The organism is Bradyrhizobium ferriligni (assembly GCF_056837965.1).
Window position 1 is genome coordinate 98,962 of sequence record NZ_JBXEJO010000004.1, and the last position, 21,074, is coordinate 120,035.

Annotated in this window: 22 protein-coding genes; 9 read left to right on the forward strand and 13 right to left on the reverse strand. The window is 65.3% G+C overall.

Going from position 1 to position 21,074, the window contains the following annotated elements:
* Positions 1-64 precede the first annotated feature (64 nt).
* A complete protein-coding gene (locus AC1VNY_RS03410; protein ID WP_016843469.1) occupies positions 65-424 on the reverse strand; it encodes a DUF427 domain-containing protein in 360 nt (119 codons plus the stop codon).
* 186 nt (positions 425-610) lie between these two features.
* On the opposite strand from AC1VNY_RS03410, the gene AC1VNY_RS03415 reads away from it, so the two are divergent.
* Together AC1VNY_RS03415 and AC1VNY_RS03420 are read left to right on the forward strand one after the other, a co-directional pair.
* Complete coding sequence (locus tag AC1VNY_RS03415; RefSeq protein ID WP_024518049.1) at positions 611-847, forward strand: BolA family protein; 237 nt, start codon at positions 611-613, stop codon at positions 845-847.
* Between the two features lie 34 nt (positions 848-881).
* Positions 882-2,063 (forward strand): low temperature requirement protein A, encoded by a 1,182-nt coding sequence (locus AC1VNY_RS03420; RefSeq protein WP_482404095.1) that lies wholly within the window; start codon positions 882-884, stop codon positions 2,061-2,063.
* 9 nt (positions 2,064-2,072) lie between these two features.
* Here AC1VNY_RS03420 and AC1VNY_RS03425 read toward each other — a convergent pair whose 3' ends face one another.
* The 3 genes from AC1VNY_RS03425 to egtB all read right to left on the reverse strand — a co-directional run bounded on the left by AC1VNY_RS03425 (position 2,073) and on the right by egtB (position 4,874).
* Positions 2,073-2,468: a DUF4345 domain-containing protein gene (locus AC1VNY_RS03425; protein ID WP_482404096.1), complete on the reverse strand. Its 396-nt coding sequence runs from the start codon at positions 2,466-2,468 to the stop codon at positions 2,073-2,075.
* A gap of 130 nt (positions 2,469-2,598) precedes the next feature.
* A complete protein-coding gene (egtD, locus tag AC1VNY_RS03430; protein WP_482404097.1) occupies positions 2,599-3,567 on the reverse strand; it encodes an L-histidine N(alpha)-methyltransferase in 969 nt (322 codons plus the stop codon).
* Positions 3,568-3,620: 53 nt separating this feature from the next.
* Positions 3,621-4,874, reverse strand: coding sequence for an ergothioneine biosynthesis protein EgtB (egtB, locus tag AC1VNY_RS03435; RefSeq protein WP_482404098.1), 1,254 nt, complete (start codon positions 4,872-4,874; stop codon positions 3,621-3,623).
* A gap of 292 nt (positions 4,875-5,166) precedes the next feature.
* On the opposite strand from egtB, the gene grxD reads away from it, so the two are divergent.
* The 5 genes from grxD to AC1VNY_RS03460 all read left to right on the forward strand — a co-directional run bounded on the left by grxD (position 5,167) and on the right by AC1VNY_RS03460 (position 10,285).
* Positions 5,167-5,499 carry a Grx4 family monothiol glutaredoxin gene (grxD, locus tag AC1VNY_RS03440; RefSeq protein WP_016843475.1) on the forward strand — a complete coding sequence of 111 codons (333 nt, stop codon included), beginning with the start codon at positions 5,167-5,169 and terminating at the stop codon, positions 5,497-5,499.
* Positions 5,496-6,050 carry an O-acetyl-ADP-ribose deacetylase gene (locus AC1VNY_RS03445; RefSeq protein ID WP_482404145.1) on the forward strand — a complete coding sequence of 185 codons (555 nt, stop codon included), beginning with the start codon at positions 5,496-5,498 and terminating at the stop codon, positions 6,048-6,050. The genes grxD and AC1VNY_RS03445 overlap by 4 nt, the downstream gene beginning before the upstream one ends.
* Before the next feature lie 46 nt (positions 6,051-6,096).
* Positions 6,097-7,383 carry a serine hydrolase domain-containing protein gene (locus AC1VNY_RS03450; RefSeq protein ID WP_482404099.1) on the forward strand — a complete coding sequence of 429 codons (1,287 nt, stop codon included), beginning with the start codon at positions 6,097-6,099 and terminating at the stop codon, positions 7,381-7,383.
* Between the two features lie 103 nt (positions 7,384-7,486).
* Complete coding sequence (locus tag AC1VNY_RS03455; RefSeq protein WP_482404146.1) at positions 7,487-8,749, forward strand: serine hydrolase domain-containing protein; 1,263 nt, start codon at positions 7,487-7,489, stop codon at positions 8,747-8,749.
* A 21-nt stretch (positions 8,750-8,770) separates the two neighbouring features.
* Complete coding sequence (locus AC1VNY_RS03460) at positions 8,771-10,285, forward strand: serine hydrolase (RefSeq protein WP_482404100.1); 1,515 nt, start codon at positions 8,771-8,773, stop codon at positions 10,283-10,285.
* A 44-nt stretch (positions 10,286-10,329) separates the two neighbouring features.
* On the opposite strand, the gene AC1VNY_RS03465 is transcribed toward AC1VNY_RS03460, so the two are convergent.
* The 6 genes from AC1VNY_RS03465 to murI all read right to left on the reverse strand — a co-directional run bounded on the left by AC1VNY_RS03465 (position 10,330) and on the right by murI (position 15,703).
* Positions 10,330-11,397 carry a threonine aldolase family protein gene (locus AC1VNY_RS03465; RefSeq protein WP_482404101.1) on the reverse strand — a complete coding sequence of 356 codons (1,068 nt, stop codon included), beginning with the start codon at positions 11,395-11,397 and terminating at the stop codon, positions 10,330-10,332.
* 92 nt (positions 11,398-11,489) lie between these two features.
* Entirely contained in the window at positions 11,490-12,107 is a 618-nt protein-coding gene (rpsD, locus tag AC1VNY_RS03470; RefSeq protein ID WP_016843156.1) for a 30S ribosomal protein S4, read from the reverse strand.
* A gap of 373 nt (positions 12,108-12,480) precedes the next feature.
* A complete protein-coding gene (locus AC1VNY_RS03475) occupies positions 12,481-13,266 on the reverse strand; it encodes an acyltransferase (protein WP_482404102.1) in 786 nt (261 codons plus the stop codon).
* Between the two features lie 117 nt (positions 13,267-13,383).
* Positions 13,384-13,773: a cupin domain-containing protein gene (locus tag AC1VNY_RS03480; RefSeq protein WP_482404103.1), complete on the reverse strand. Its 390-nt coding sequence runs from the start codon at positions 13,771-13,773 to the stop codon at positions 13,384-13,386.
* A 295-nt stretch (positions 13,774-14,068) separates the two neighbouring features.
* Positions 14,069-14,845 carry an HpcH/HpaI aldolase family protein gene (locus AC1VNY_RS03485; RefSeq protein ID WP_482404104.1) on the reverse strand — a complete coding sequence of 259 codons (777 nt, stop codon included), beginning with the start codon at positions 14,843-14,845 and terminating at the stop codon, positions 14,069-14,071.
* Between the two features lie 60 nt (positions 14,846-14,905).
* Positions 14,906-15,703, reverse strand: coding sequence for a glutamate racemase (murI, locus tag AC1VNY_RS03490; RefSeq protein WP_482404105.1), 798 nt, complete (start codon positions 15,701-15,703; stop codon positions 14,906-14,908).
* A gap of 184 nt (positions 15,704-15,887) precedes the next feature.
* Here murI and AC1VNY_RS03495 point away from each other — a divergent pair, with 184 nt between their 5' ends.
* Both AC1VNY_RS03495 and AC1VNY_RS03500 read left to right on the forward strand, forming a co-directional pair.
* The gene (locus AC1VNY_RS03495) at positions 15,888-16,451 is read left to right on the forward strand and encodes a cytochrome b (protein WP_482404106.1); all 564 of its coding nucleotides are present in this window, start codon (positions 15,888-15,890) and stop codon (positions 16,449-16,451) included.
* A 101-nt stretch (positions 16,452-16,552) separates the two neighbouring features.
* Complete coding sequence (locus AC1VNY_RS03500) at positions 16,553-17,605, forward strand: agmatine deiminase family protein (protein ID WP_482404107.1); 1,053 nt, start codon at positions 16,553-16,555, stop codon at positions 17,603-17,605.
* Positions 17,606-17,660: 55 nt separating this feature from the next.
* Here the strand turns inward: AC1VNY_RS03500 and AC1VNY_RS03505 are convergent, their stop codons facing one another.
* The 3 genes from AC1VNY_RS03505 to AC1VNY_RS03515 form a co-directional block, all read right to left on the reverse strand.
* Positions 17,661-18,833: a M20 aminoacylase family protein gene (locus tag AC1VNY_RS03505; RefSeq protein WP_482404108.1), complete on the reverse strand. Its 1,173-nt coding sequence runs from the start codon at positions 18,831-18,833 to the stop codon at positions 17,661-17,663.
* 167 nt (positions 18,834-19,000) lie between these two features.
* Positions 19,001-19,654 (reverse strand): response regulator, encoded by a 654-nt coding sequence (locus AC1VNY_RS03510; RefSeq protein WP_028339906.1) that lies wholly within the window; start codon positions 19,652-19,654, stop codon positions 19,001-19,003.
* Between the two features lies 1 nt (position 19,655).
* Positions 19,656-21,026 carry a histidine kinase gene (locus AC1VNY_RS03515; RefSeq protein WP_482404109.1) on the reverse strand — a complete coding sequence of 457 codons (1,371 nt, stop codon included), beginning with the start codon at positions 21,024-21,026 and terminating at the stop codon, positions 19,656-19,658.
* Between the last annotated feature and the right edge of the window lie 48 nt (positions 21,027-21,074).

Consider the following 21,074-nt stretch of genomic DNA (forward strand, 5'->3'; position numbering starts at 1 on the left):
GGCCGGGTCAGCGCGCGACGAAAGACCGGGCGGGGCCCGGCGCTTGCGGCAGCCGACGATTCCCCTAGGCGACCTCCTCGATCTTCACCTTGTCCGGATAGAAGGCGAGGTGGCCGGCGATCTCGGTCATGGCCGGGAAGGGCTCCTCATAGGTCCAGATCGCGTTGTCCAGCGTCTTGCCGTTGGCCTTGATGCTGAAGTAGCTCGCGTCCCCCTTGTACGGGCAATGCGTGGTCCGCTCCGTGCGGGTCAACAGCTCCATGTTGGCGTCCTGCCGGGGGACGTATTGCACGGCCGGATAGCTCGCTTCCTTCAAGGTCAGCGCATGGGTGGTCTCGGCGATCACGACGCCGTCGGCGGTGACGCGGACGCGCTTGGCATTGGGCGTGATGGTGATCGGATGGTCGGGGCCGGGGAGCTTCATGATTCTGCGCCTCTTCTGGTCATTTCGGCGTGATGGCTTGTGACCGATTGATGCAGGTTTAAATCGCTGGGAATGGGAATATAGTGTGCCCGGGATGACCTAGAAGACCCCAAGCGCTAGGTTTTATCCTAAGGCTTATCCGGCCGAGCCGGCCTGATTCGAACGACCTGACGGAGGTGGACTGGGATGCCGATGGACGCCCGTGATATCGAATCGATGATCAAGGCAGCGATCCCCGATGCCGAGGTGACGATCCGCGATCTGGCCGGCGACGGCGACCACTACGCGGCCACTGTTATTTCCGAGTCCTTCCGCGGCAAGTCCCGCGTCCAGCAGCACCAGATCGTCTACCAGTCGCTGAGGGGCCAGATGGGCGGCGTGCTGCACGCGCTGGCCCTGCAAACCGGCGTGCCGGAAGGCTAGGGCCCCGGCGGCCAGCGGGCGGGGGCCTCGAGCGATGGTGGACAATCCGCGCGGCGCGATGTTTCGCGTCATCGTGCCGAACCAGCACAGCCGCGTCACCAATGCCGAGCTGTTCTTCGACCTCGTCTTCGTCTTCGCAGTCACGCAACTGTCGCATACGCTGCTGCACCACTTCACCCCGCTTGGCGCGGTGCAGGTCACGCTGCTGTTCCTCGCGGTATGGTGGGTGTGGGTCTACACCACCTGGGTCACCAACTGGCTCAATCCCGAGCTGACGCCGGTCCGCCTGCTGCTGTTCGTGCTGATGCTGGGCGGGCTGTTGCTGTCGACCTCTATCCCGACCGCCTTCGAGGGCCGCGGGCTGTGGTTCGCCGGGACCTATGCGGCAATGCAGGTCGGCCGCACCGCGTTCTGGCTGCTGGCGACGCCGCGGCGCCGGACGGCGGTGCGCCACAACGCCATCCGCATCCTGACCTGGCTCTCCTGCTCGGCCGTGCTGTGGATTCTCGGCGGCTTCGCCGAGCACGAGACGCGGATGTGGCTCTGGATCGCGGCGCTGACCATCGAATATGTCGCGCCGGCCGCGCGGTTCTGGACCCCTGGGCTCGGCTTTTCCTCGATCGAGGCCTGGTCGGTCGAGGGCGGCCACATGGCCGAACGCTGCGCCGGCTTCATCATCATTGCGCTCGGCGAGGCCATCGTGGTCGACGGCGCGACCTTTGCCGAGCTGACCTGGACGCCGGAGAACATGGCGGCGTTCATCTCGGCGCTGGTCGGCAGCATCGCGATGTGGTGGATCTATTTCCACAAGGGAGCCGAGGCCGGCTCGGACATGATCTCCAAGTCCGAGGAATCCGGCCGCGTGGCGCGGATCGCCTATACCTATCTGCACATGCCGATCGTCGGCGGCATCATCCTCACCGCGGTCGCCGACGAACTGGTGCTGAAGCACCCGTCCGGCCATTCCGACCTGAACACGATCGTCAGCTCGGTCGGCGGGCCCATGCTTTTCCTGGTCGGGACCATCCTGTTCAAATATGTGATCCGCAACTTCCTGCAGCTGTCGCACGGCGTCGGCATCGTCGCGCTGGCGATCACGGCCTATTTCGCGCGCGAGATGTCGCCGCTGGTGCTCTCGATCGTCACCACCGCGATCATGATCGTGGTCGCGGCGTGGGAGTCGATCTCGCTGCGGTCGACGGGGGAAGAGGAATAGCGGCCGCCGCTACTTGCGGCCGGCCGTAGCCACGCGGTGCTGCCAATAGACGAACAGCGGTGCGCCGATCACTTCGAGCGCGGTGAAACCCACGAAGGGCAGCGGCGGCATGCCGACCATCACCATCGACAGCAGCCTGCCGATGCCGCCGAGGAAGATGCCGCCCCAGACCACCCGAAACAGCACGCCCTCGCTCTCGATGCGCGGCACCAGCCAGAGCAGTGCGAGCCCGAGACCGAGCCAGACCCCGCCGAAGAAGCGCAGATTGCTGTCGAGCACCGGCAGCGCCGGAACGCCCGAGGAGGCGTAGAGCGGATCGCTGACGCCGAGCATGGTGATGATGCCGGTCAGGATCGGGACCAGGGCGAGCAACGCCGTCGCGATCTGCAGCGGACGCCTACCCATGATTTGCCCCGTCCCCAAGGTTTGGGTGCTAGAGCGTTTTCGAGCGAAGTGGATACCGGTTCGCGTGAAGAAAACGCGTCAAAACGAGAATCTAGAGCCCCGTTCCGATTCCATCGGAACGGGAAAAGCTCTAGTCCGCGACCAGCGCGTGCACCGAGAACATCGTGTTGGCGTCGGTCCAGCTCTCGCGCACCGTCCAGCCCCCGCTGCGGGCGAGCGCGGTGAAACGCTCGAGCGAGTATTTGTAGCTGTTCTCGGTATGAATGCTCTCGCCCGGACGGAACGCAAATGTCTTGCCGAGGATGCGCACGGTCTGCGCCCTGCGGCTGATCAGGTGCATCTCGATGCGATGGCGGTCGCGGTTGTAAATCGAGCGGTGCGTGAAGCCCGACAGGTCGAAATTGCCGCCGAGCTCGCGGTTGATGCGAACCAGCACATTGAGGTTGAACCGCGCGGTGACGCCGGCCGCGTCGTTATAGGCGTCGTACAGCACGCGCTCGTCCTTCTCGAGGTCGACGCCGATGATCATCTGCGCGCCGTGGCCGAGGATCTGGCGTGCGCTGCGCAGGAAGGCCAAGGCCTCGCTCGGTTCGAAATTGCCGAGCGTCGAGCCGGGGAAGAAGCCGACCTTCGGCATCGCGGCGACGGCCTCGGGCAGCGTGAACGGCGTGGTGAAATCGGCCGCGACCGGGTAGATGCCGAGACCGGGGAAATCCTTCCGCAACCCGTCGGCCTGGGCTTTGAGGAAATCGCCCGAGATATCGACCGGCACATAGGCCGCGAATTCGCAATGCTCGAGCAGCAGGCGCACCTTGGTGGTGGCGCCGGCGCCGAACTCGACCAGCGCCGCGCCGTCAGGGATGATCGCGGCGATCTCGTCGCCGCGGTCGCGCAGGATGCCAAGCTCGGTGCGCGTCGGATAATATTCCGGCAGCACCGTGATCTGCTCGAACAGCTCCGAGCCGGTGGCGTCGTAGAAATATTTCGGCGACAGCCGCTTCGGGTGACGGGCGAGATTGCCGATCACGTCGCCGGCGAACGCCGAAGTCGCTTCGTCGAACGGATACGCTTTGGCCAAAGCGGCGGCATGCACATTCATGATACTCTCCCGAACGCGCTTACCGGCGCGCCATTGATGTCGACAGTGCTTGATCAGGCATAGTCGGCGAGGCGTAACCCCGTGAATTGCCAGCGATGGTGCGGATAGAAGAAGTTGCGGTAGGTGACACGGCTGTGACCCGCGGGCGTCGCCAGCGACGAGCCGCGCAGCACGAGCTGGTTGACCATGAACTTGCCGTTGTACTCACCGAGCGCGCCTTCGATCGCGCGGTAGCCCGGATAGGGCGAATAGGCGCTGCGGGTCCATTGCCAGACGATGCCGTGGGCATCGTTGAGCAGGCCGGCGCGCGCGGCGACCTCCCATTCCATCTCGGTCGGCAGGTGCTTGCCGGCCCATCGGGCGAAGGCGTCGGCCTCGTAATAGCTGACGTGGCAAACCGGCGCTGACGGATCGATCGGCTGCAGGCCGCCCAGCGTCATGATCCTCCATTCGCCGTCGATCTCGCGCCAATGGCCGGGTGCCTGCCAGCCCTCGTTGCTCACGGTGCCAAAGCCATCCATCAGCCACAGCGTGGCGGTGGAATAGCCGCCGTCCTTCATGAAGGCGAGCCAGTCGGCATTGGTGACGAGATTCTTCGCGAGCTTGACCGGGCCGACCAGAGCGCGATGCGCGGGCTTCTCATTGTCGAAATGGAAGCTGTCGTCGGCGTGGCCGACGGTGTGGATGCCTTCGTTGAGCGGCACCCATTCCTCAGGCCCGTGATGCGCCGCCGGGAAGCGCCACGCCGGATCGTAGGCCGGCGGGATCGGGTTCTGCGCGAAGGCATGCAGGATGTCGGTGTACATCAGCTCCTGATGCTGCTGCTCGTGATTGAGGCCGACCTCGACCAGCGGCACCAGCGCCTCGAGCTTGTCGGCTCCGGCAGTCTGGAAGAATTTCACCACCTCGGCGTCGACATGGCGGCGGTAGGCGGTGACTTCGTCGGCGGTCGGGCGGGTCAAATGGCCGCGCTGGTGACGGGCGTGCCGCGGACCGGCGCTGACGTAATAGGAATTGAACAGATAAGCGTAGTCCGGATGGAATGGCGTGTAGCCCTTGACGTGCTCGCCGAGCAGAAACTGCTCGAAGAACCAGGTGGTATGGGCGCGGTGCCATTTGGCGGGGCTCGCATCCGGCATCGACTGGATCAGCTGGTCTTCGGGCGACAGCGGTGCGGCCCGGCGCTCGGTCTCGTCGCGGACGGCGCGATAGGCCTCCACGAGCCGCTGGGCGAGCGGCCCGGATTCGGAGGACAGTGACGGGGAGGCGGCGGGAAGGGCGGCCGCGGCAGAGGCTGGTTTCGTCACAGGGGTCTCCGATTCAAGGGAGAGAACGTTGCTTCGGCAAACTGGTTCCCGACGGACAGTTCGTCCTAGATAGGGGCTCCGTTACGGGAAAAAAGCCTCCCCCCGCGATGATATTGGGGCCGTCAGATAATCCCGGCCCCTTTCGGGCGCCCGCAGCGCCCGGCACATGCCAGATTTCCGCCATTTTGCTTTGGATGCACAATGGTTTGAGCTACATATATAGTCAGTCACGGGTTAGAAGGGCGGGCCGGCCCGTCAAGGCCTGAGAGCGCCGCCCCCGAAGGAAGCGAAAATGAGCATCGAGCAATTCATCGACAACGAAGTGAAGTCGAACGACGTCGTGCTGTTCATGAAGGGCACGCCGCAATTCCCGCAGTGCGGGTTTTCCGGTCAGGTCGTGCAGATCCTCGACCACATCGGCGTCGGCTACAAAGGCCTCAACGTTCTCGAGTCCGCCGAACTGCGCAACGGCATCAAGGTCTATTCGAACTGGCCGACGATTCCGCAGCTCTATGTGAAGGGCGAGTTCGTCGGCGGTTGCGACATCATCCGCGAGATGTTCCAGGCCGGCGAATTGCAGCAGCTGTTTGCCGACAAGGGCATCCCGGTCGACGTGGCTGCCTGACCTTGACGGCGCGCCAGATCGGCAAGGCGCGGCTCGAAGTCATCGTTACCGACATCACGACCCTGCGCGTTGACGCCATCGTCAACGCGGCCAATTCATCGCTGCTCGGTGGCGGCGGCGTCGACGGCGCGATCCATCGTGCCGCGGGCCCCGAGTTGCTCGCCGAGTGCCGCACCCTGCACGGCTGCAAGACCGGCGACGCCAAGATCACCAAAGGCTATCGGCTCCCGGCCAAGCACGTGATCCACGCCGTCGGCCCGATCTGGCACGGCGGCACCCAAAACGAGGATGCGCTGCTCGCATCCTGCTATCGCCGCGGCATTGAGCTGTGCCACGCCAATCAGCTTGGCTCCATTGCATTTCCCGCCATCTCGACCGGCGTCTATCACTTCCCGCCGGACCGCGCCGCCGGCATTGCGGTCAAGGCCGTCGTCGATGCCCTGGCCGCCGCACCCGACCTCACGCAGGTGATCTTCTGCTGCTTCTCGCCCCAAAGCGGCCAGCTTCATCAGGAGGTCCTGGAGGCCTTTGGCAGCCCTTGTGCCCGATGATACCGCCGCTACACTTCCCCGTGATTTCCGGGGAGGGATAGTTCAAATGCATTCATTTCGTTTGACGTGCGCGGCCGTGGCCGCCGCCGCGGTGGTGCTGGCGGCGCCGGCGTACCCGCACACCGAGGGCACCTACGAGATTCCGGCGGGTGCGCATTTCAACCCCGCCAAGCTCGCCAAGATCAGCGAGTTCTTCAAGAACGAGGTCGCGACCGGGAAGATTCCCGGCGCCATCGTGCTGATCCAGCAGCACGGCAAGCCGGTGTATCACGAGGCCTTCGGCGTGCAGGACGTGGTCAGCAAGGTGCCGATCACGGACAAGACCATCTTCCGCCTGGCCTCGATGTCCAAGTCGATCACCGCCGTGGTGTCGATGCAGTTGCTGCAGGAAGGGAAATACAAGCTCGACGATCCCGTCTCGAAATACATCCCGTCCTTCGCCAACGTGAAGGTCGGCGTCGAGAAGAAGGCCGAGGACGGCACCAAGACGCTGGAGCTGGTGCCGCCAAAGCGGCCGCTCACGATCCTCGATCTGATGACGCATACGTCGGGTATCACTTACGGCTTCTATGGCGACAGCCTGGTCCGCAAGGCCTACAAGGAAGCCAATATCTACGGCGGAGATTTCGATCTCGCCGAATTCGCCGAGCGGATCGCCAAGCTGCCGCTGCACAACCAGCCCGGCGCGCTCTGGCAATACGGCCATTCCACCGACATTCTGGCGCGCGTGATGGAGCTGACCACCGGCGAGAAGCTCTCGACGATCGAGCGCGAAAGGCTGCTCGACCCGCTCGGCATGAAGGACACCGGCTTCTTCGTCACCGATCCCGAGAAGCAGAAGCTGATGGCCGAACCGATGCCGAACGACAGCGACTTCCGGGTCGGCCGGGTCAACGATCCGACCAAGGTCAAGAAATGGGAGTCCGCCAGCGGCGGCATGGTCTCGACCATGGCGGATTATTCGCGCTTCGCGCAGATGCTGCTTAACGGCGGCACCCTCGACGGCAAGACCATTCTGAAGCCGGAGACGTTCAAGGAGCTGACGACCGACCGTGTCGGCCCGGGCTCCGGCGTCGAGCGCGACTTTTTCTACTTCCCCGGCGACGGCTTCGGCTTCGGGCTTGGCATCGCGGTGCGCACCGATCCCGGCACTGCGAAGCCGCCGCCGCCCGGCGATCTCGGCGAGCTGAAATGGGACGGCGCCAGCGGCTGCTATTATGTCATCGACCGCAAGCAGGACTTCTTCTTCGTCCTGCTGGAGCAGACGCCGACCGAGCGTCAGCGCATCCAGCGGACGCTGAAGCAGCTCGTCTATGAAGCCATGGAAAACTAGAGCGTTTTCGAGCGAAGTGGATACCGGTTCGCGTGAAGCAACGCGTTGAAAAGAAGGGAATGACGGCATGATCCGATTCAGGCGGATCGGCTCATGCGCTTGCATGCGTGGGGGCCGCGCGTTCGTCGCGTCACTCGCGTTCGCGTTGGTCGCAACGGTTGCGAAGGCCGGCTCCGCGGGACCGGCCGCGCACAGCTTCTCGGCGGAGGGCCTCGCCAAGGTCTCCGACTATGTCCGGAACGAGGTCGCGACCGGAAAGATCCCGGGCGCGATCCTGCTGCTGCAGCAGCATGGCAAGCCGGTCTACTACGAGAAGTTCGGGGTTCGCGACGTCGCCACCGAGTACTCGATGAGCGCGGATACCATCTTCCGCCTCTATTCGATGTCGAAGCCGATCACCACGGTCATCGCGATGATGCTGGTCGAGGAAGGCAAGCTCGCCCTCGGCGATCCGGTGTCGAAATATATCCCGGCCTTTGCCGATATGAAGGTCGGGGTAGAAAAGCGCGGCGATGAGGGCAAGATGGCGATGACGCTGGAGCCGCTGAGGCGCCCCATCACCATCGAAGACCTGATGCGCCACACCGCCGGCCTGCCTTACGGCTATTACGGCGGTGGTGTCGTGAACAAGACCTACGCCGATGCCGGCCTGTTCGACAACGATCCCGACAATGCCGAATTCGTGGCGCGGCTTGCGGCGCTGCCGCTCGCCGAACAACCCGGCACGCAATGGGACTACGGCCACTCCACCGACGTGCTCGGCCGCATCATCGAGGTGATAACAGGCAAATCGCTGTTTCAGGTCGAGAAGGAGCGGCTGCTCGGCCCGCTCGGGATGAACGAGACCGCGTTCTATGTCGCCGACCGGGCGAAATGGCCGCTGATCGCCGAGCCGATGCCGAAGGATCGCACCATCAGTCCGGTCGCCGACGTCCGTAATCCGCGCAAGCCGCTGCGATGGGAATCCGGCGGCGGCGGCATGGTCGGCACCATCGGCGACTATGCGCGCTTCTCGCAGATGCTGCTGAATGGCGGCAGCTATGAAGGCAGGCGCTATCTGAAGCCGGAGACCATCGCGCTGATGGCGAGGGACCATATCGGTCCGGAGACCGGCGTCGTGCGTGACCAGAACTACTATCCCGGTCCGAACTCCGGCTTCGGCCTCGGTTTCGCGGTCCGCACCTCGGTGCCGCCGAGCACCGACTGGCCATTGGGCGAGTATCGCTGGGACGGTGTCGGAGGCACGTTCTTCTTCATCGATTCCGCGGACGATCTGTTCGGGATCTTCATGGTGCAGACGCCGTCGCAGCGGGGCCGGATCCAGCAGGAGCTGAAGACGCTGATCTACCAGGCAATGGGACGCTAGACGTGGCGCGTGGAGGTGGTCATGCAGGCGCTGACATTCACTCTCCGCAAGCTCATCCTGGTGGCCGTCACATCTGCCGCCATGACTGCGTGCCGGCCGGTTCTGGCCGAAGAACCTCGCCGCCTCGGTGATGCCGACGTCATGCAGCGGACCGACCATGTCTTGAACGGCCTGAGGACGGCGATTGTCGTCGACGGCGATGCGCCGATGACGCTTGCCGATCGCATGAACGAGCTGCACGTTCCCGGTGTCAGCATCGCGGTGATTCATGGCGGCGCCATCGAATGGGCGCGCGGCTTTGGCTCAACCGCCGTCGGCGGTGCTCCCGTGGTGCCGGAAACGCTGTTTCAGGCGGCCTCGATCAGCAAGCCGGTGACCGCCATCGCCGCTCTTGCGCTGGCCCAGGCCGGCAAGCTCGATCTCGATGCGGACGTCAACGCTGCGCTCAAGAGCTGGAAGATTCCGGACTATCCGTATTCCCAATCCCGAGTGACAGTTCGGCGGTTGCTGAGCCATACGGCCGGGACGAACGTGCCCTACTACCCGGGCTATCGGGCCGGCCAGCCGGTCCCCTCTCTTCGCCAGATTCTCGATGGCACGCCGCCCGCGAACAGCGCGCCTGTCCGGGTCGAGCACGAACCCGGCAAGCAGGATCAATATTCCGGCAGCGGCTACACGATCGTTCAGCAACTGCTCGTCGACGTGACGGGGCGGCCGTTTCCTGCGCTGCTCGACGATGTCGTCCTCAAGCCTTTCGGGATGACGCATTCCAGCTTCGCGCAGCCATTGCCTGCTGATCGTTTGACGATGGCCGCCACACCGTACCGGTCAGACGGCGCGCCGGTGCCTGGCGGCCCGCATGTCTATCCCGAACTGGCCGCCGCGGGATTATGGACGACGCCGACCGATCTCGCCCATCTCTTGCTCGGCGTGCTGGATTCGTTAGCCGGTCGGAGCAATCCCGTTCTGTCGCAATCGATGACGGCCGAGATGCTCTCGCCGGTTCTCGGCAGTGCCGACGGGCTACCTCCTGGGATCGGACGACGCGGGCTGGGCTGGCTGGTTCGCGGCTCGGCGCCCAACCGGCAATTCTGGCACAACGGCGTGAACGAGGGCTTCATCGACACCATGGTTATTTTCGAGAACGGCGATGGCGCCGTCGTCATGACCAACGGCTGGGGCGGTCGGATCCTCGTCGACGAGATCCTGCGCAGCATCGCGGCCGAGTACCGCTGGCCGGATCGCCAGGCCAAGGTCGGGAAGTTCATTGCAGTGAGCCCGCAGACGCTGGACCGTCTGGTCGGGACCTATCGGTTCTCGCCGGAATTTTCGATCCACGTCACGAGGGACGGCAATCGCCTGTTCAGCGAGGCGACAGGGCAGGAGCGGCGCGAAATCTTCGCCACCAGCGATCACGAGTTCTTTTTCAAAGTCGTCGATGCCGTGCTGTCATTCGACACGGACGGTCGGAACGCGGCAACGCAAGTGACCCTTCACCAGGAAGGAACTGACCACGTCGGAAAGCGGCTGCCGTAGTTTGGCAGCCCGGATTTCGTGGCGCTCCATCCGGGCTACGGGAGTTACGCCGCGCGCACGATGTCCCTGACGTGCCCGACCGCTTCCTCGATCATCGCTGCGGTGACATCGAGATGCGTGCAGGCCCTGATCCGGCCGTCCATCATCGCCAGTGTCACGCCGCGCTTGCGCAGCTCGGCGACCATCTTGTCGCCGGATACCCCGGCGCCGTCGGGCTTGAAGAACACGAGGTTGGTCTCCGGCGCCTGCACCGCGATGCCGTCGATCTGAGACAGGCCGCGCGCCAGCGCCCGCGCATTGGCGTGGTCGTCGGCGAGGCGGTCGACATGGTGATCGAGCGCATGGATGCAGGCCGCGGCGCAGACGCCGGACTGCCGCATCGAGCCGCCGAGCCGCTGCTTCCAGCGCCAGACATCGTCGATGAACGCCCGGGTGCCGGCGATCACGCCGCCGATCGGCGCGCCGAGGCCCTTGGAGAAATCGATCCAGGCGGAATCCCAGCCCGCCGTCATGTCGCGCGGCGAGATGCCGGACGCGACGGTCGCATTGAGCAGCCGCGCGCCGTCCATGTGGGTGACAAGGCCGTGGGCCTTGGCGATGCGCACGACCTCGTCGAGCGCCGGCTTCTTCCAGATCGTGCCGCCGCCGATATTGGCGGTCTGCTCGACGCTGACGAGCACCTGCGGCGGCTGGTAGCGGGTGCGCGGATGCAGCGCGGCCTGGAAGGTGTCCGGCGTGAACTGGCCGTCATCGCCCGGCAGCTGCGTGATCTGGAAACCGCCGAGCGCGGCATGGGCGCCGCCCTCGCGCGCAATGATATGCGCGGTCGCATGCGCCAAAATCTCGTCGCCGGGACGGCAATAGGCCAGCGTCGCCGCAACGTTGCACATGGTGCCCGACGGCATGAACACGGCGGCTTCCTTGCCGAGCAGATCGGCGACGCGGGCGCAGAGCTCATTGGTGGTCGGATCATCCCCGACCTGCTCGTCGCCGACCTCCGCCTTCGCCATCGCCTCGCGCATCGCCGGCGTCGGCCTGGTCTGCGTATCGGACAGAAGGTTGATGCGAACGGGCGGGGCCTTCGGATCGGGCCGGGCAGGGGTGTAGTGCATGATGTTTCTCTCGGTCGATATGCCCTGACTTTAGCCAAACAAAAAGGCCCCGGCAAAACCGGGGCCTTTCGGATCTCGCATGCGTGCTGTGATCAGCGCGAATAGAATTCGACGATCAGATGCGGCTCCATCTGCACCGGGAACGGCACGTCCGAGAGGCCGGGGGTGCGCGCGAACTTCGCGGTCATCTTGGAGTGATCGACCTCGATGAAGTCGGGCACGTCGCGCTCGGGGAGCTGGGCCGCTTCCAGCACCGGGGTCAGCTGCTTGGAGGATTCCTTGACCTCGATGAGGTCGCCGACCTTCAGCTTGTAGCTGCCGATGTTGACCTTGCGGCCGTTCACCTTGATGTGGCCGTGGTTGATGAACTGGCGCGCGGCGAACATCGTGGAGACGAACTTGGAGCGATAGACCACGGTGTCGAGACGGCGCTCCAGGAGGCCGATCAGGTTCTCGCCGGTGTCGCCTTTCAGGCGGCTGGCTTCGACATAGATGCCGTGGAACTGGCGCTCGGAAATGTTGGCGTAGTAGCCCTTGAGCTTCTGCTTGGCGCGCAGCTGCACGCCGAAGTCGGAGAGCTTGCCCTTGCGGCGCTGGCCGTGCTGGCCGGGGCCGTATTCGCGGCGGTTCACGGGGCTCTTCGGGCGGCCCCAGATATTCTGGCCCATACGGCGATCGATCTTGTACTTCGCCTCACTGCGCTTTGTCATCGCGTCCTCTTTTGCATAGCCGTCGCTACCCAGCGGCCGGCGTTTGTCAGTTTCAGGTTTGAGGAGACGCGCCCTCCTGTGTACCGGCCAAAAGGTCTGTACCGACAGGTCCGCCTCGAAAGCTCGGGGAGGACCACGGGTCGCGAAACGCATCGCGGGCCGAAACCGGCCCGCGAGCAAGGGTGGTCTTAAGGAGAAAGTCCGGTTCTGTCAAACAAAACGCAGGGCATTTTGGGCCGAATCGGTATCGAAATCGGCCAATTTCGTCCCTTAAAGCGGTTTTCGAGCGAAGTGGATACCGGTTCGCGTGAAGAAAACGCGTCAAAACAAGAATCTAGAGCCCCGTTCCGATTCAATCGGAACGGAAAAGGCTCTAGAGGCGGCTTCCGGCCGCGCGGACCAGCCGGGCATCGGCTTGCGGCCGGCCCGCGCCCAGTTCCGCGGCGATATCGCCGCCCAGTACCTGCTCGAGGCGGGTCAAGGTCTGCGCGATCAGGGCGGCGTCGCAGACCAGATGGTCCCAGCGCAGCACCACGTCGACAGTGTGGTCCGGCCTGATCACGCCATAGCTCAACAGGAATGGCCCCGGGCTCAGCGCGTGCAACTCGCCGGGGCCATAGGCCGCGACCGAGGTCACGCCAAAACTGCCGCAGAAATTGGCGCGCTGCCGGCCAAAATTCATCCCGATCGCCCACGCCAGGCGGCGCAGCGGCAGCGGCAGGCGCGTCACGCAGAGTATTTTGCGGAACGAGGGGATTTCGTGCAGCGGCGCGGTCTTGGCGCGGCGGATCAGCGCGTCGACCTCGGCGAGCGGCATCTCGTCGGCGGCACAGACGCGCTCGAACAGCACGCAGTCCTCGCCCTTCTCAACGCGCGCAATCGCGACCATGCCGACGCTGCGCGGCAGCTCGTAGAGGCAAGGCCAGGGCCATTTGACGTGCAGCGTGCGCAGGGTCGGCTCGGTCCTGGCGACCAGCGCGAATGCCTTGACGAAGATGGCGGCCCAGCCGGGTGCCTGCGCCACACGTGCACGGGCCTCGACGATTGCACGGACGTTCAGGGTGCGCTTCAGGGAAACCAGCGGCACGCCGGCCGATGCATGCATCAGATCGGCGACGAGGCGGCGCGGCAATGAAATCTGACGAAATTTACCGCGCATCCGCTCGGTTCAGTTCCCTTGCAAACAGGCAAAAATCAAAGGCCCGGCGAGCTCAATGGTTGCTCGCCGCACCTGAAGCTCAGATGAACCAGCTGGCCGAAGACCAAGCGGTTTTGCTCACGGCGCTGGTTTTGCCAACGGCTCGCCGGCCTTGACCACGTAGACGCCGAGCACCTTGAGCGGCTTGTCGCCGGAAGTCTTGGCGTCGTGCACCGCGCCTTCCGGGATCTGGTAGGAATCGCCCGCCTTCAGCTTCAACGGCGGCTTGCCGTCGATCAGAAGCTCGAGCTCGCCCTCGAGCACATAGCCGGTTTCAGCGCCGGGATGGGTGTGACGCCCCGACGCACCCCCGGCCGGAACCTCGGCGATCGCGGTGACCGTGTTGTAGCCCGGCGGAAAATCGACCTTCTGCAGCGGCGTCCGCTTGATGCCGCTCTGCTGCGCAAAGGCAGCGCCGGCACCGGCAAAGGCAATCACGGTGAGACCAAGCAGTAATTTCCTGAACATGCATTTTCCTCCCAACCCGAAAAACTCTAGCAGCGCGGAATCGCGGCGGAAAGCGGGCGATGTGTGATGTGCACTTCCGACGTTGGGATTAGTCCGTTCATCCAACAGCGCAGGTTTGCGCCGCATATTCATGAGCTACTCAGGCGAACGAGTTGTCTCGGCAATGGTGACACGCACCGTTCACTCCGTCGCAGGCGCGATGCCGGAAGTTGCGCCGCGGTTCCTTCTCGACGCGATGGGAACCTGCTCGCCGGCAGCTGTGAACGAGCGGAGCGCCGCGCGGCCGCGTTGACGCCTACCGCTTGATCCCCGCGAACGCAGCCGCAATGCCGCGCTGGAACAGCGACCAGTCGAAGCCCAGCGCGAGCGCGAGGTAACCGCGCTCGATCATCGCATTGGCCTGCTCGGCGGTGCGCGCGACGCCGCCGATCGGCACGCCGCTCTTCATGATGCCTTCTTCGGCGCGCTGCATCAGCGCGACCACTTCGGGATCGTCGGGCAGACCGCGCTTGTTGATCGAAGTGGCGAGATCGCCGGGGCCAATCACCGCGAGGTCAATGCCCGGTGTCGCCATGATCTCGTCGATGCGGTTCACCGCATCGACATGCTCGATCGTGATCATGCAGATCATGTCGTCGTCAGCGGTCGCCATGTAGTCGTTCATCGAGACGCCCCAGCGGAACGGCGCATGGAACGGTCCCCAGAGCCGGTCGCCCTTCGGCGGATAGCGCACGCTGCGCACCGCCTTCACCGCATCGCTTGCGTTGCAGATCATCGGAAAATTGATGCCAAGCGCACCGATGTCCATCGGTGCCTTGGCGAGATGCGGCTCGTTGGCGGCGATCCGCACCATCGGCACGCAGGGCGTGCCCGAGGTCGCCACGATCATCGCATGGGCGGTGCCGAGATCGATCGGGCCGTGCTCGAGATCGACGATAATCCAGTCCAGCGACTGCGCCATGATCTGCACGGTCTGGATGCTCGGAATGGTCGCGATCGCGCCGAAGGTCGGGCGCTTGTCGCACCAAGCCTTGCGCAAGCGATTGAGCGGCGTCAGCGGGGCTGCGGTCAAATTCGGATCCTCCCTCGAAGGAGAGCAGAGGCTAGCAGCGCGTTGTGACGGCGAAAAGGATCAGGCCGGGACGCGGCCGCCGAAGAATGGCGTCAAGGCTTCCGTCAGCGCGTGCGGGCGCTTCGAGGTGAAGATCATCTCGGCGCCGGCCCGGTCGCTCTCGTGGCCGGCCGGGCCGAGCAGGTCGGCGACGCGGCGTGCGATCGCCGGCGCCGGATCGATCCAGTCGACCGGCCAGGGTGCGAGCCTCCTGAGGCGTTCCAGCAGCAGCGGATAATGCGTGCAGGCGAGCACGACGGTGTCGGTGCGGGCGGGGTCGTGGGCGCCATCGCCGACGAAGCAGGGCGCGAGCTCGGCCGCGATGTCCTCGTCGCGCACCCTCTCGCCACTGAGGGCGGCCTCCGCCAGCGAGGCGAGCTCGCCGGAGCCGACCAGCGTCACCTCGCAGCCCTGCGCAAAGTCGGAGATCAGCTTGCGGGTATATTCGCGCTTCACGGTGCCCCTTGTGCCGAGCACCGACACGCGCTTCGTTTTCGACGAGGCACAGGCCGGCTTGATCGCCGGCACGGTGCCGACGAAGGGCAGGCGGTAGGCGTCGCGCAGATGCGACATGACCAGGGTGGATGCCGTGTTGCAGGCGATCACGACGAGGTCGGGCGCGTGGGCCGCGATCAGCTCACCGACCAGCGGCACCACGCGGGCGATGATCTCGTCCTCGCCGTGGTGGCCATAGGGGAAGAAGGCGTCGTCGGCGACATAGACGTAATGCGCGTCGGGCCGGGCGCGGACGATCTCGCGCAGCACGGTGAGGCCGCCGAGGCCGGAATCGAACACAAGGATGGTCGGGGGAGTGGACACGCGAAAACTCTATCCGAAGCAGGGTTACCATTCAGTTGTTTTTGGCTATCCGGCCGCTTCGGCCGACAAAAGGCGGTGAAGCCAGGAATTTCACATGGCCTTGACCGATAGCTGCAAGTATCACGGCAAACTATTGCTGCGACGTGTGAAATCCAAAAATGCGGCCGCAAGGGGGCCACGCGACATGATCCGCAATACCGCCGCGAGCTGGGGCTCGCTCGCCCGCGCGTTCCACTGGGGGCTCGGCCTCGCCATCATCGGCATGCTGGCCTATGGCTGGTGGATGAACCACGTCCCGGCGCGGGCGGACAAGTTCTTCTACCGCTCGATCCACGCCGATATCGGCTACCTGGTGCTGCTGCTCACCGTGCTCCGGCTGATCTGGCGCGGCCTTAACCCGACGCCGGCGCTGCCGGCCGACATGCCCGCCTGGCAGCGGATCGCCGCCCGCGTCAGCCACGGCGCGCTCTATGCCGTCACCATCCTGGTGGCGATGCTGGGGTGGGCGCATTCCGGCGCCCGCGCCCAGGATTATTCTGATTTCTTCGGCCTGTTTCACGTTCCCCAGATCACCTCGCCCGACAAGGCGGCGGCGGATGCCTTTGAGGATCGCCACATCTTCTTCGCCTATGTCTTGCTGGCGCTGATCGTGCTGCACCTCGCCGCGGTCGCCTTCCACCACTTCGTCAAGCGCGACCGTGTCGCCGCGCGGATGATGGGGACAAGCGAGGTCGACCCCGCCCGCTAGGCACGGGCGGCCGGCTCGGTGCGTTCCAAAATGGTCGCCCGCGCGGGGGCACCTGCGTTACCCTGTGACGAACGGGGGCGGCCATCGCGGTTCGAATGCTCATGAACGATTCTGCACGACATCAAACGAACTGGCGCATGCCGGACGAGGGCGCCCCGCATGCCGCCACCTGGATGGCCTTTGGCGCCGACGTGGAGCTCTGGGGCACGAAGCTCCTTCCCGTCATCAGAAATAATCTCGCCAGCGTTGCCAAGGCAATCGCGGTCTATGAGCCGGTGAAGATGCTCGTGCGCGAGGAGGACTACGACATCGCCGCGCGGCTGTGCGGTCCCTCGGTCAGCCTCGTCGTTCAACCGCTCGATGACGTGTGGCTGCGCGACACGGGACCGGTCTTTGTGACCAATCCTGCCGGGCAGCTCGGCGCCGTCGGTTTCAATTTCAACGGCTGGGGCAACAAGCCGCAACCGTATACACGCAAGCAGCATCTAAATGTACGCGATGCCAGGGTTGCAGAGCATCTGGCCGGAGCCGCGCAGGCAATCTTCGTGAAGGCCGATCTGGTGCTGGAAGGCGGCGGGATCGAGGTCGACGGTGAGGGGACGGCCATCATCACCGAGAGCTGCGTCCTCAACCCAAATCGCAATCCCGACGTCTCCAAGGCAAAATGCGAAGACGAATTGTCTCGCCTGCTCGGACTGGACAGGATCATCTGGCTGCCCGGCATCGCCGGCAAGGACATCACCGACGGACATACCGACTTCTACGCGCGATTTGCCAGCCCCGGCGTTGTCGTAGCCGGCCTGGAACCGGACCCGTCGTCGTTCGATCATGCGGTGACCAAACGACACCTCGATTTGTTGCGCGGCGTTTTTGATGCGAAGGGCCGGCGCCTGGATGTCGTGGAGTTGCAGGGCCCGTCGACGGTGCGTCCGAAGCACAGCAGCAAGGACTTCGCCGCCGGCTACATCAATTTCTATGTCTGCAACGGTGCGGTGATCGCGCCGGAATTCGGTGACCCGGCGGCGGACCGCAACGCGCGCGACAAGCTGCGCGACCTGTACCCGGACCGGGAAATCATCCAGCTCAACATCGATGGCATCGCCGCCGGTGGCGGCGGCATCCACTGCACCACGCAACAGCAGCCGCGCTTGTGAAAGGCGACAGCCCGGTCGCGAAGCGAGCGACCGGGCCGTGGCTGCATGAGCGGCGCTAACCCGCCGGCATCTGCTTCTCGACCAGCCGCACCCAGTAGGAGGCGCCGTGGCCGAGGATGTTGTCGTTGAACTTGTAGGCGGGGTGGTGGCACATCGGACCGTCGCCCATGCCGAGGAAGACGAACGCGCCGGGGCGCGCCTCCAGCATGAACGCGAAATCCTCGGCACCCATCACCGGCACCAGGTTGTCGTTGACGCGGTCGGCGCCGACCACGTCGCGGGCGACCTCGGCGGCGACGCCGGCCTCGCGCGCGTGGTTCAACGTCACCGGATACATGCGTCCATAATCAGTCTCGGCCGAGCCGCCATAGGCCTCGGCGATGCTGGAGGCGACCTCTCCGATCCGGCGCTCGACCAGGTCGCGCACACCGGGATCGAGCGTACGCACGGTGCCGCCCAGCGTCACGGTCTCCGGGATCACGTTGAACGCGGTGCCGGCCTCGAACATGGTGATCGAGATGACCGCCGATTTCAGCGGGTCGACATTGCGCGATACGATCGACTGCAGCGCATTGATGATCTGGGCACCGATCAGCACGCTGTCGACCGCCTCGTGCGGCGCGGCGCCGGCGTGACCGCCCTTGCCGTGGACGACAATCTTCAACGTGTCCGACGAGGCGAGCATCGGGCCCGGCGTCGTCGCGAAGTACCCCTCGGGCAGCCCCGGCATGTTGTGCAGGCCATAGACCTCCTGAATGCCCCAGCGGGTCATCAGCCCGTCGTCGACCATCGCCTTGCCGCCGGCGCCGCCTTCCTCGGCGGGCTGGAAGATCACGACCGCGGTGCCGTCGAAATTGCGCGTCTCGGTGAGATATTTGGCGGCGCCGAGCAGCATCGCGGTGTGGCCGTCATGGCCGCAGGCGTGCATCTTGCCGGGAATCTTCGAGGCATAGGCGACGCCCGAGGCCTCCGCGATCGGCAGCGCGTCCATGTCGGCGCGCAGGCCGATGGTCTTTCCCGAAGTGGATTTGCGGCCGCGGATCACGCCGACCACGCCGGTGCGCCCGATCCCCGTCACCACCTCGTCGCAGCCGAACTCGCGCAGTCTGTCGGCGACGATGCCGGCGGTGCGGTGGACTTCGTAGAGCAGTTCAGGATTCTCATGGAAGTCATGGCGCCAGGCGGCCATTTCATCCGAGAGGGCGGCAACGCGATTGACGATGGGCATGGGGAGCGTCCGTTTCTTGTATTGCGTAGGGCGGGTCAGCGTAGCGTAACCCGCCGCGTTGTCACGCGGGAATGGCGTCAGTAGCCCGGATGAGCGCAAGCGATATCCGGGGATATGCACAACCCGCCCCGGGTGTCGCTGCGCTCACCCGGGCTACGGGAACGGGGCTACAAATTCGCCAGCCCGCATTCGACGGCGAGGCGGACCAGCTGGGCGTCGGTCCGCATGCCGGTCTTGGCCTTGATGAGGTAGTGATAGTTCTGCACGGTCTTGGTGCTGAGGTTGAGGTTGGCGGCGATCTGCTCCTTGGTGCTGCCGGCCGCCAGCTGCCGGAGGATTTCGATCTCCCGCTCGCCGAGCTGGTCGAGCGCCGATCGGGTCGGCACCAGGCTCTCCAGCGCCAGCACGCGCGCGACGTCGTCGCTCATCGCATGCTCGCCGCGCGCCACCGAGCGGATCGCCGCGATCAGCTCGGCCGGTTCGCTGCCCTTGGTGACGAAGCCACTGGCACCGGCGCCGAATGCCGCCTTCACCTGGGCCGCCTCGCTGTGCATGCTGAAGACGAGGATGCGCGCGTCGGCGTCGCGCGCGCGGATGTTGCGGATCGCCTCCAGTCCGCTCGCACCCGGCATCGAAATGTCCATCACCACCACATCGGGCTGGTGCGACTTGAACGCGCGATAGGCATTGGCGGCGTTGTCGGCCTCGGCGACCACGCGGAAATCGTCCTGATGCTCGAGTACGCGCCGGTAGCCCTGGCGGACGACCGGATGATCGTCCACCAGCAGGATCGAGATGCCGCGGGTAGTCACGGTTGTCATCTCAGGCGGCGAGCGGGATCGTGGCGGCGACCGACAGGCCGCGGCTGGCGCGCGCGATCGACAGCGAGCCGCCGAGGGCTGTGACGCGCTCACTGACGCCGGTGAGGCCGAAGCCCGCGGATTGCGCCACCTTGGCCGCATCGCCGCCGCCATCGTCCTCGACGCGGACCAGCAGGGCGTTCTCGCTTCCGGTCCGCCGCTCGATCCGCAGCACGATCTCGCGCGCCGAGCTGTGGCGCAGCGCATTGGTCAGGCATTCCTGCGCGACGCGATAGGCGGTGGCGGCGACCGTGCCGCTGATGTCGGCAAGGTCGCCGTGCAGATCGAGCTGGATCATCGGCTGCGCCGTACGCGACCGCCAGCTGTCGACGAGATCGACCAGGCTTGCCTCCAGCCCGAGCTCTTCGGCCGGCGGATGGCGCAGCCGGTTCAGTGTATCGCGCAGGCACGCCATGATGCGGCGCGTCGCCTGCGAGATCATCCGTGCATCCTGCGCAATTTCGGTGCCGGCGGCGTACTTGTCGCCGGCGCTTGCCTCGATCGTGTTGGCGAAGGCGAGGATCGCGGTGAGATTCTGGCCGAACTCATCGTGCAGCTCTCGCGCCAGCGTGCGGCGTTCGTCGTTGCGGATTTCGAGCAGCCGCCTGGTCAGCACCGTGCGTTCCTCCTCGGCAAGCGCGAGGCGGTCGCCGAGATCGCTGACGGCGCGCCCTATCATCGCGAGCTCCATCGAGCGGACGCGCGGCAGCGGCGTGCGGTACTCGCCGTCGGCCATGCGCCGCAGCGCCGACGCGATCGAGTGGGCGGGCGCCAGTGTGTGCGCGATCGCAAGCGAAGCGAGCAGCGCGATGGCGAGCGCCATCAACAGCGCGACATGGATATTGTCGAGAATGTGCTGCCAGGCGAGCGCGATCGCGGCGTCCGGATCGGCGATGGCGCGGACGGTTCCCGCGGTCGCGGCGCGGGCGCTGATCGGCCGCTCCACGGTGGCGTGATCGCCGAGCACCATCTGCACGGTGGCCGCGAACCAGCGCGGCGGCGCCTTGCCGATCCCCTTGCTCTGGCCGCAGAGCGGCTTCTCGAAGGCGCCGGCCGGTTCGAACTGCACGCAGATCCCCGGCGCGATCAGGCCCATGGTTTCGATGGTGCGCCAGTCCGGTGCCGGCAGCAATTGCTCGCGCATCCGGTTGCTGCGCAGCAGCAATTCGCGCCAGTACAGCGCTTCGAGCGATTGCGAGACCCGCTCGGCGGACGCCTGCGTGGCGCGATCGATGCTGCGATAGGCGTCGATCGTGGCCCAGACGGTGGCTGCGCCGAGGCATAGCGCGACGATCACGAGCAGGCGGGCGACCAGTTGAAGCACGAGGCGCATGCGATCACTCCACGGCCAGAGCATGATCCGGAACGGAGAGACGCGGCT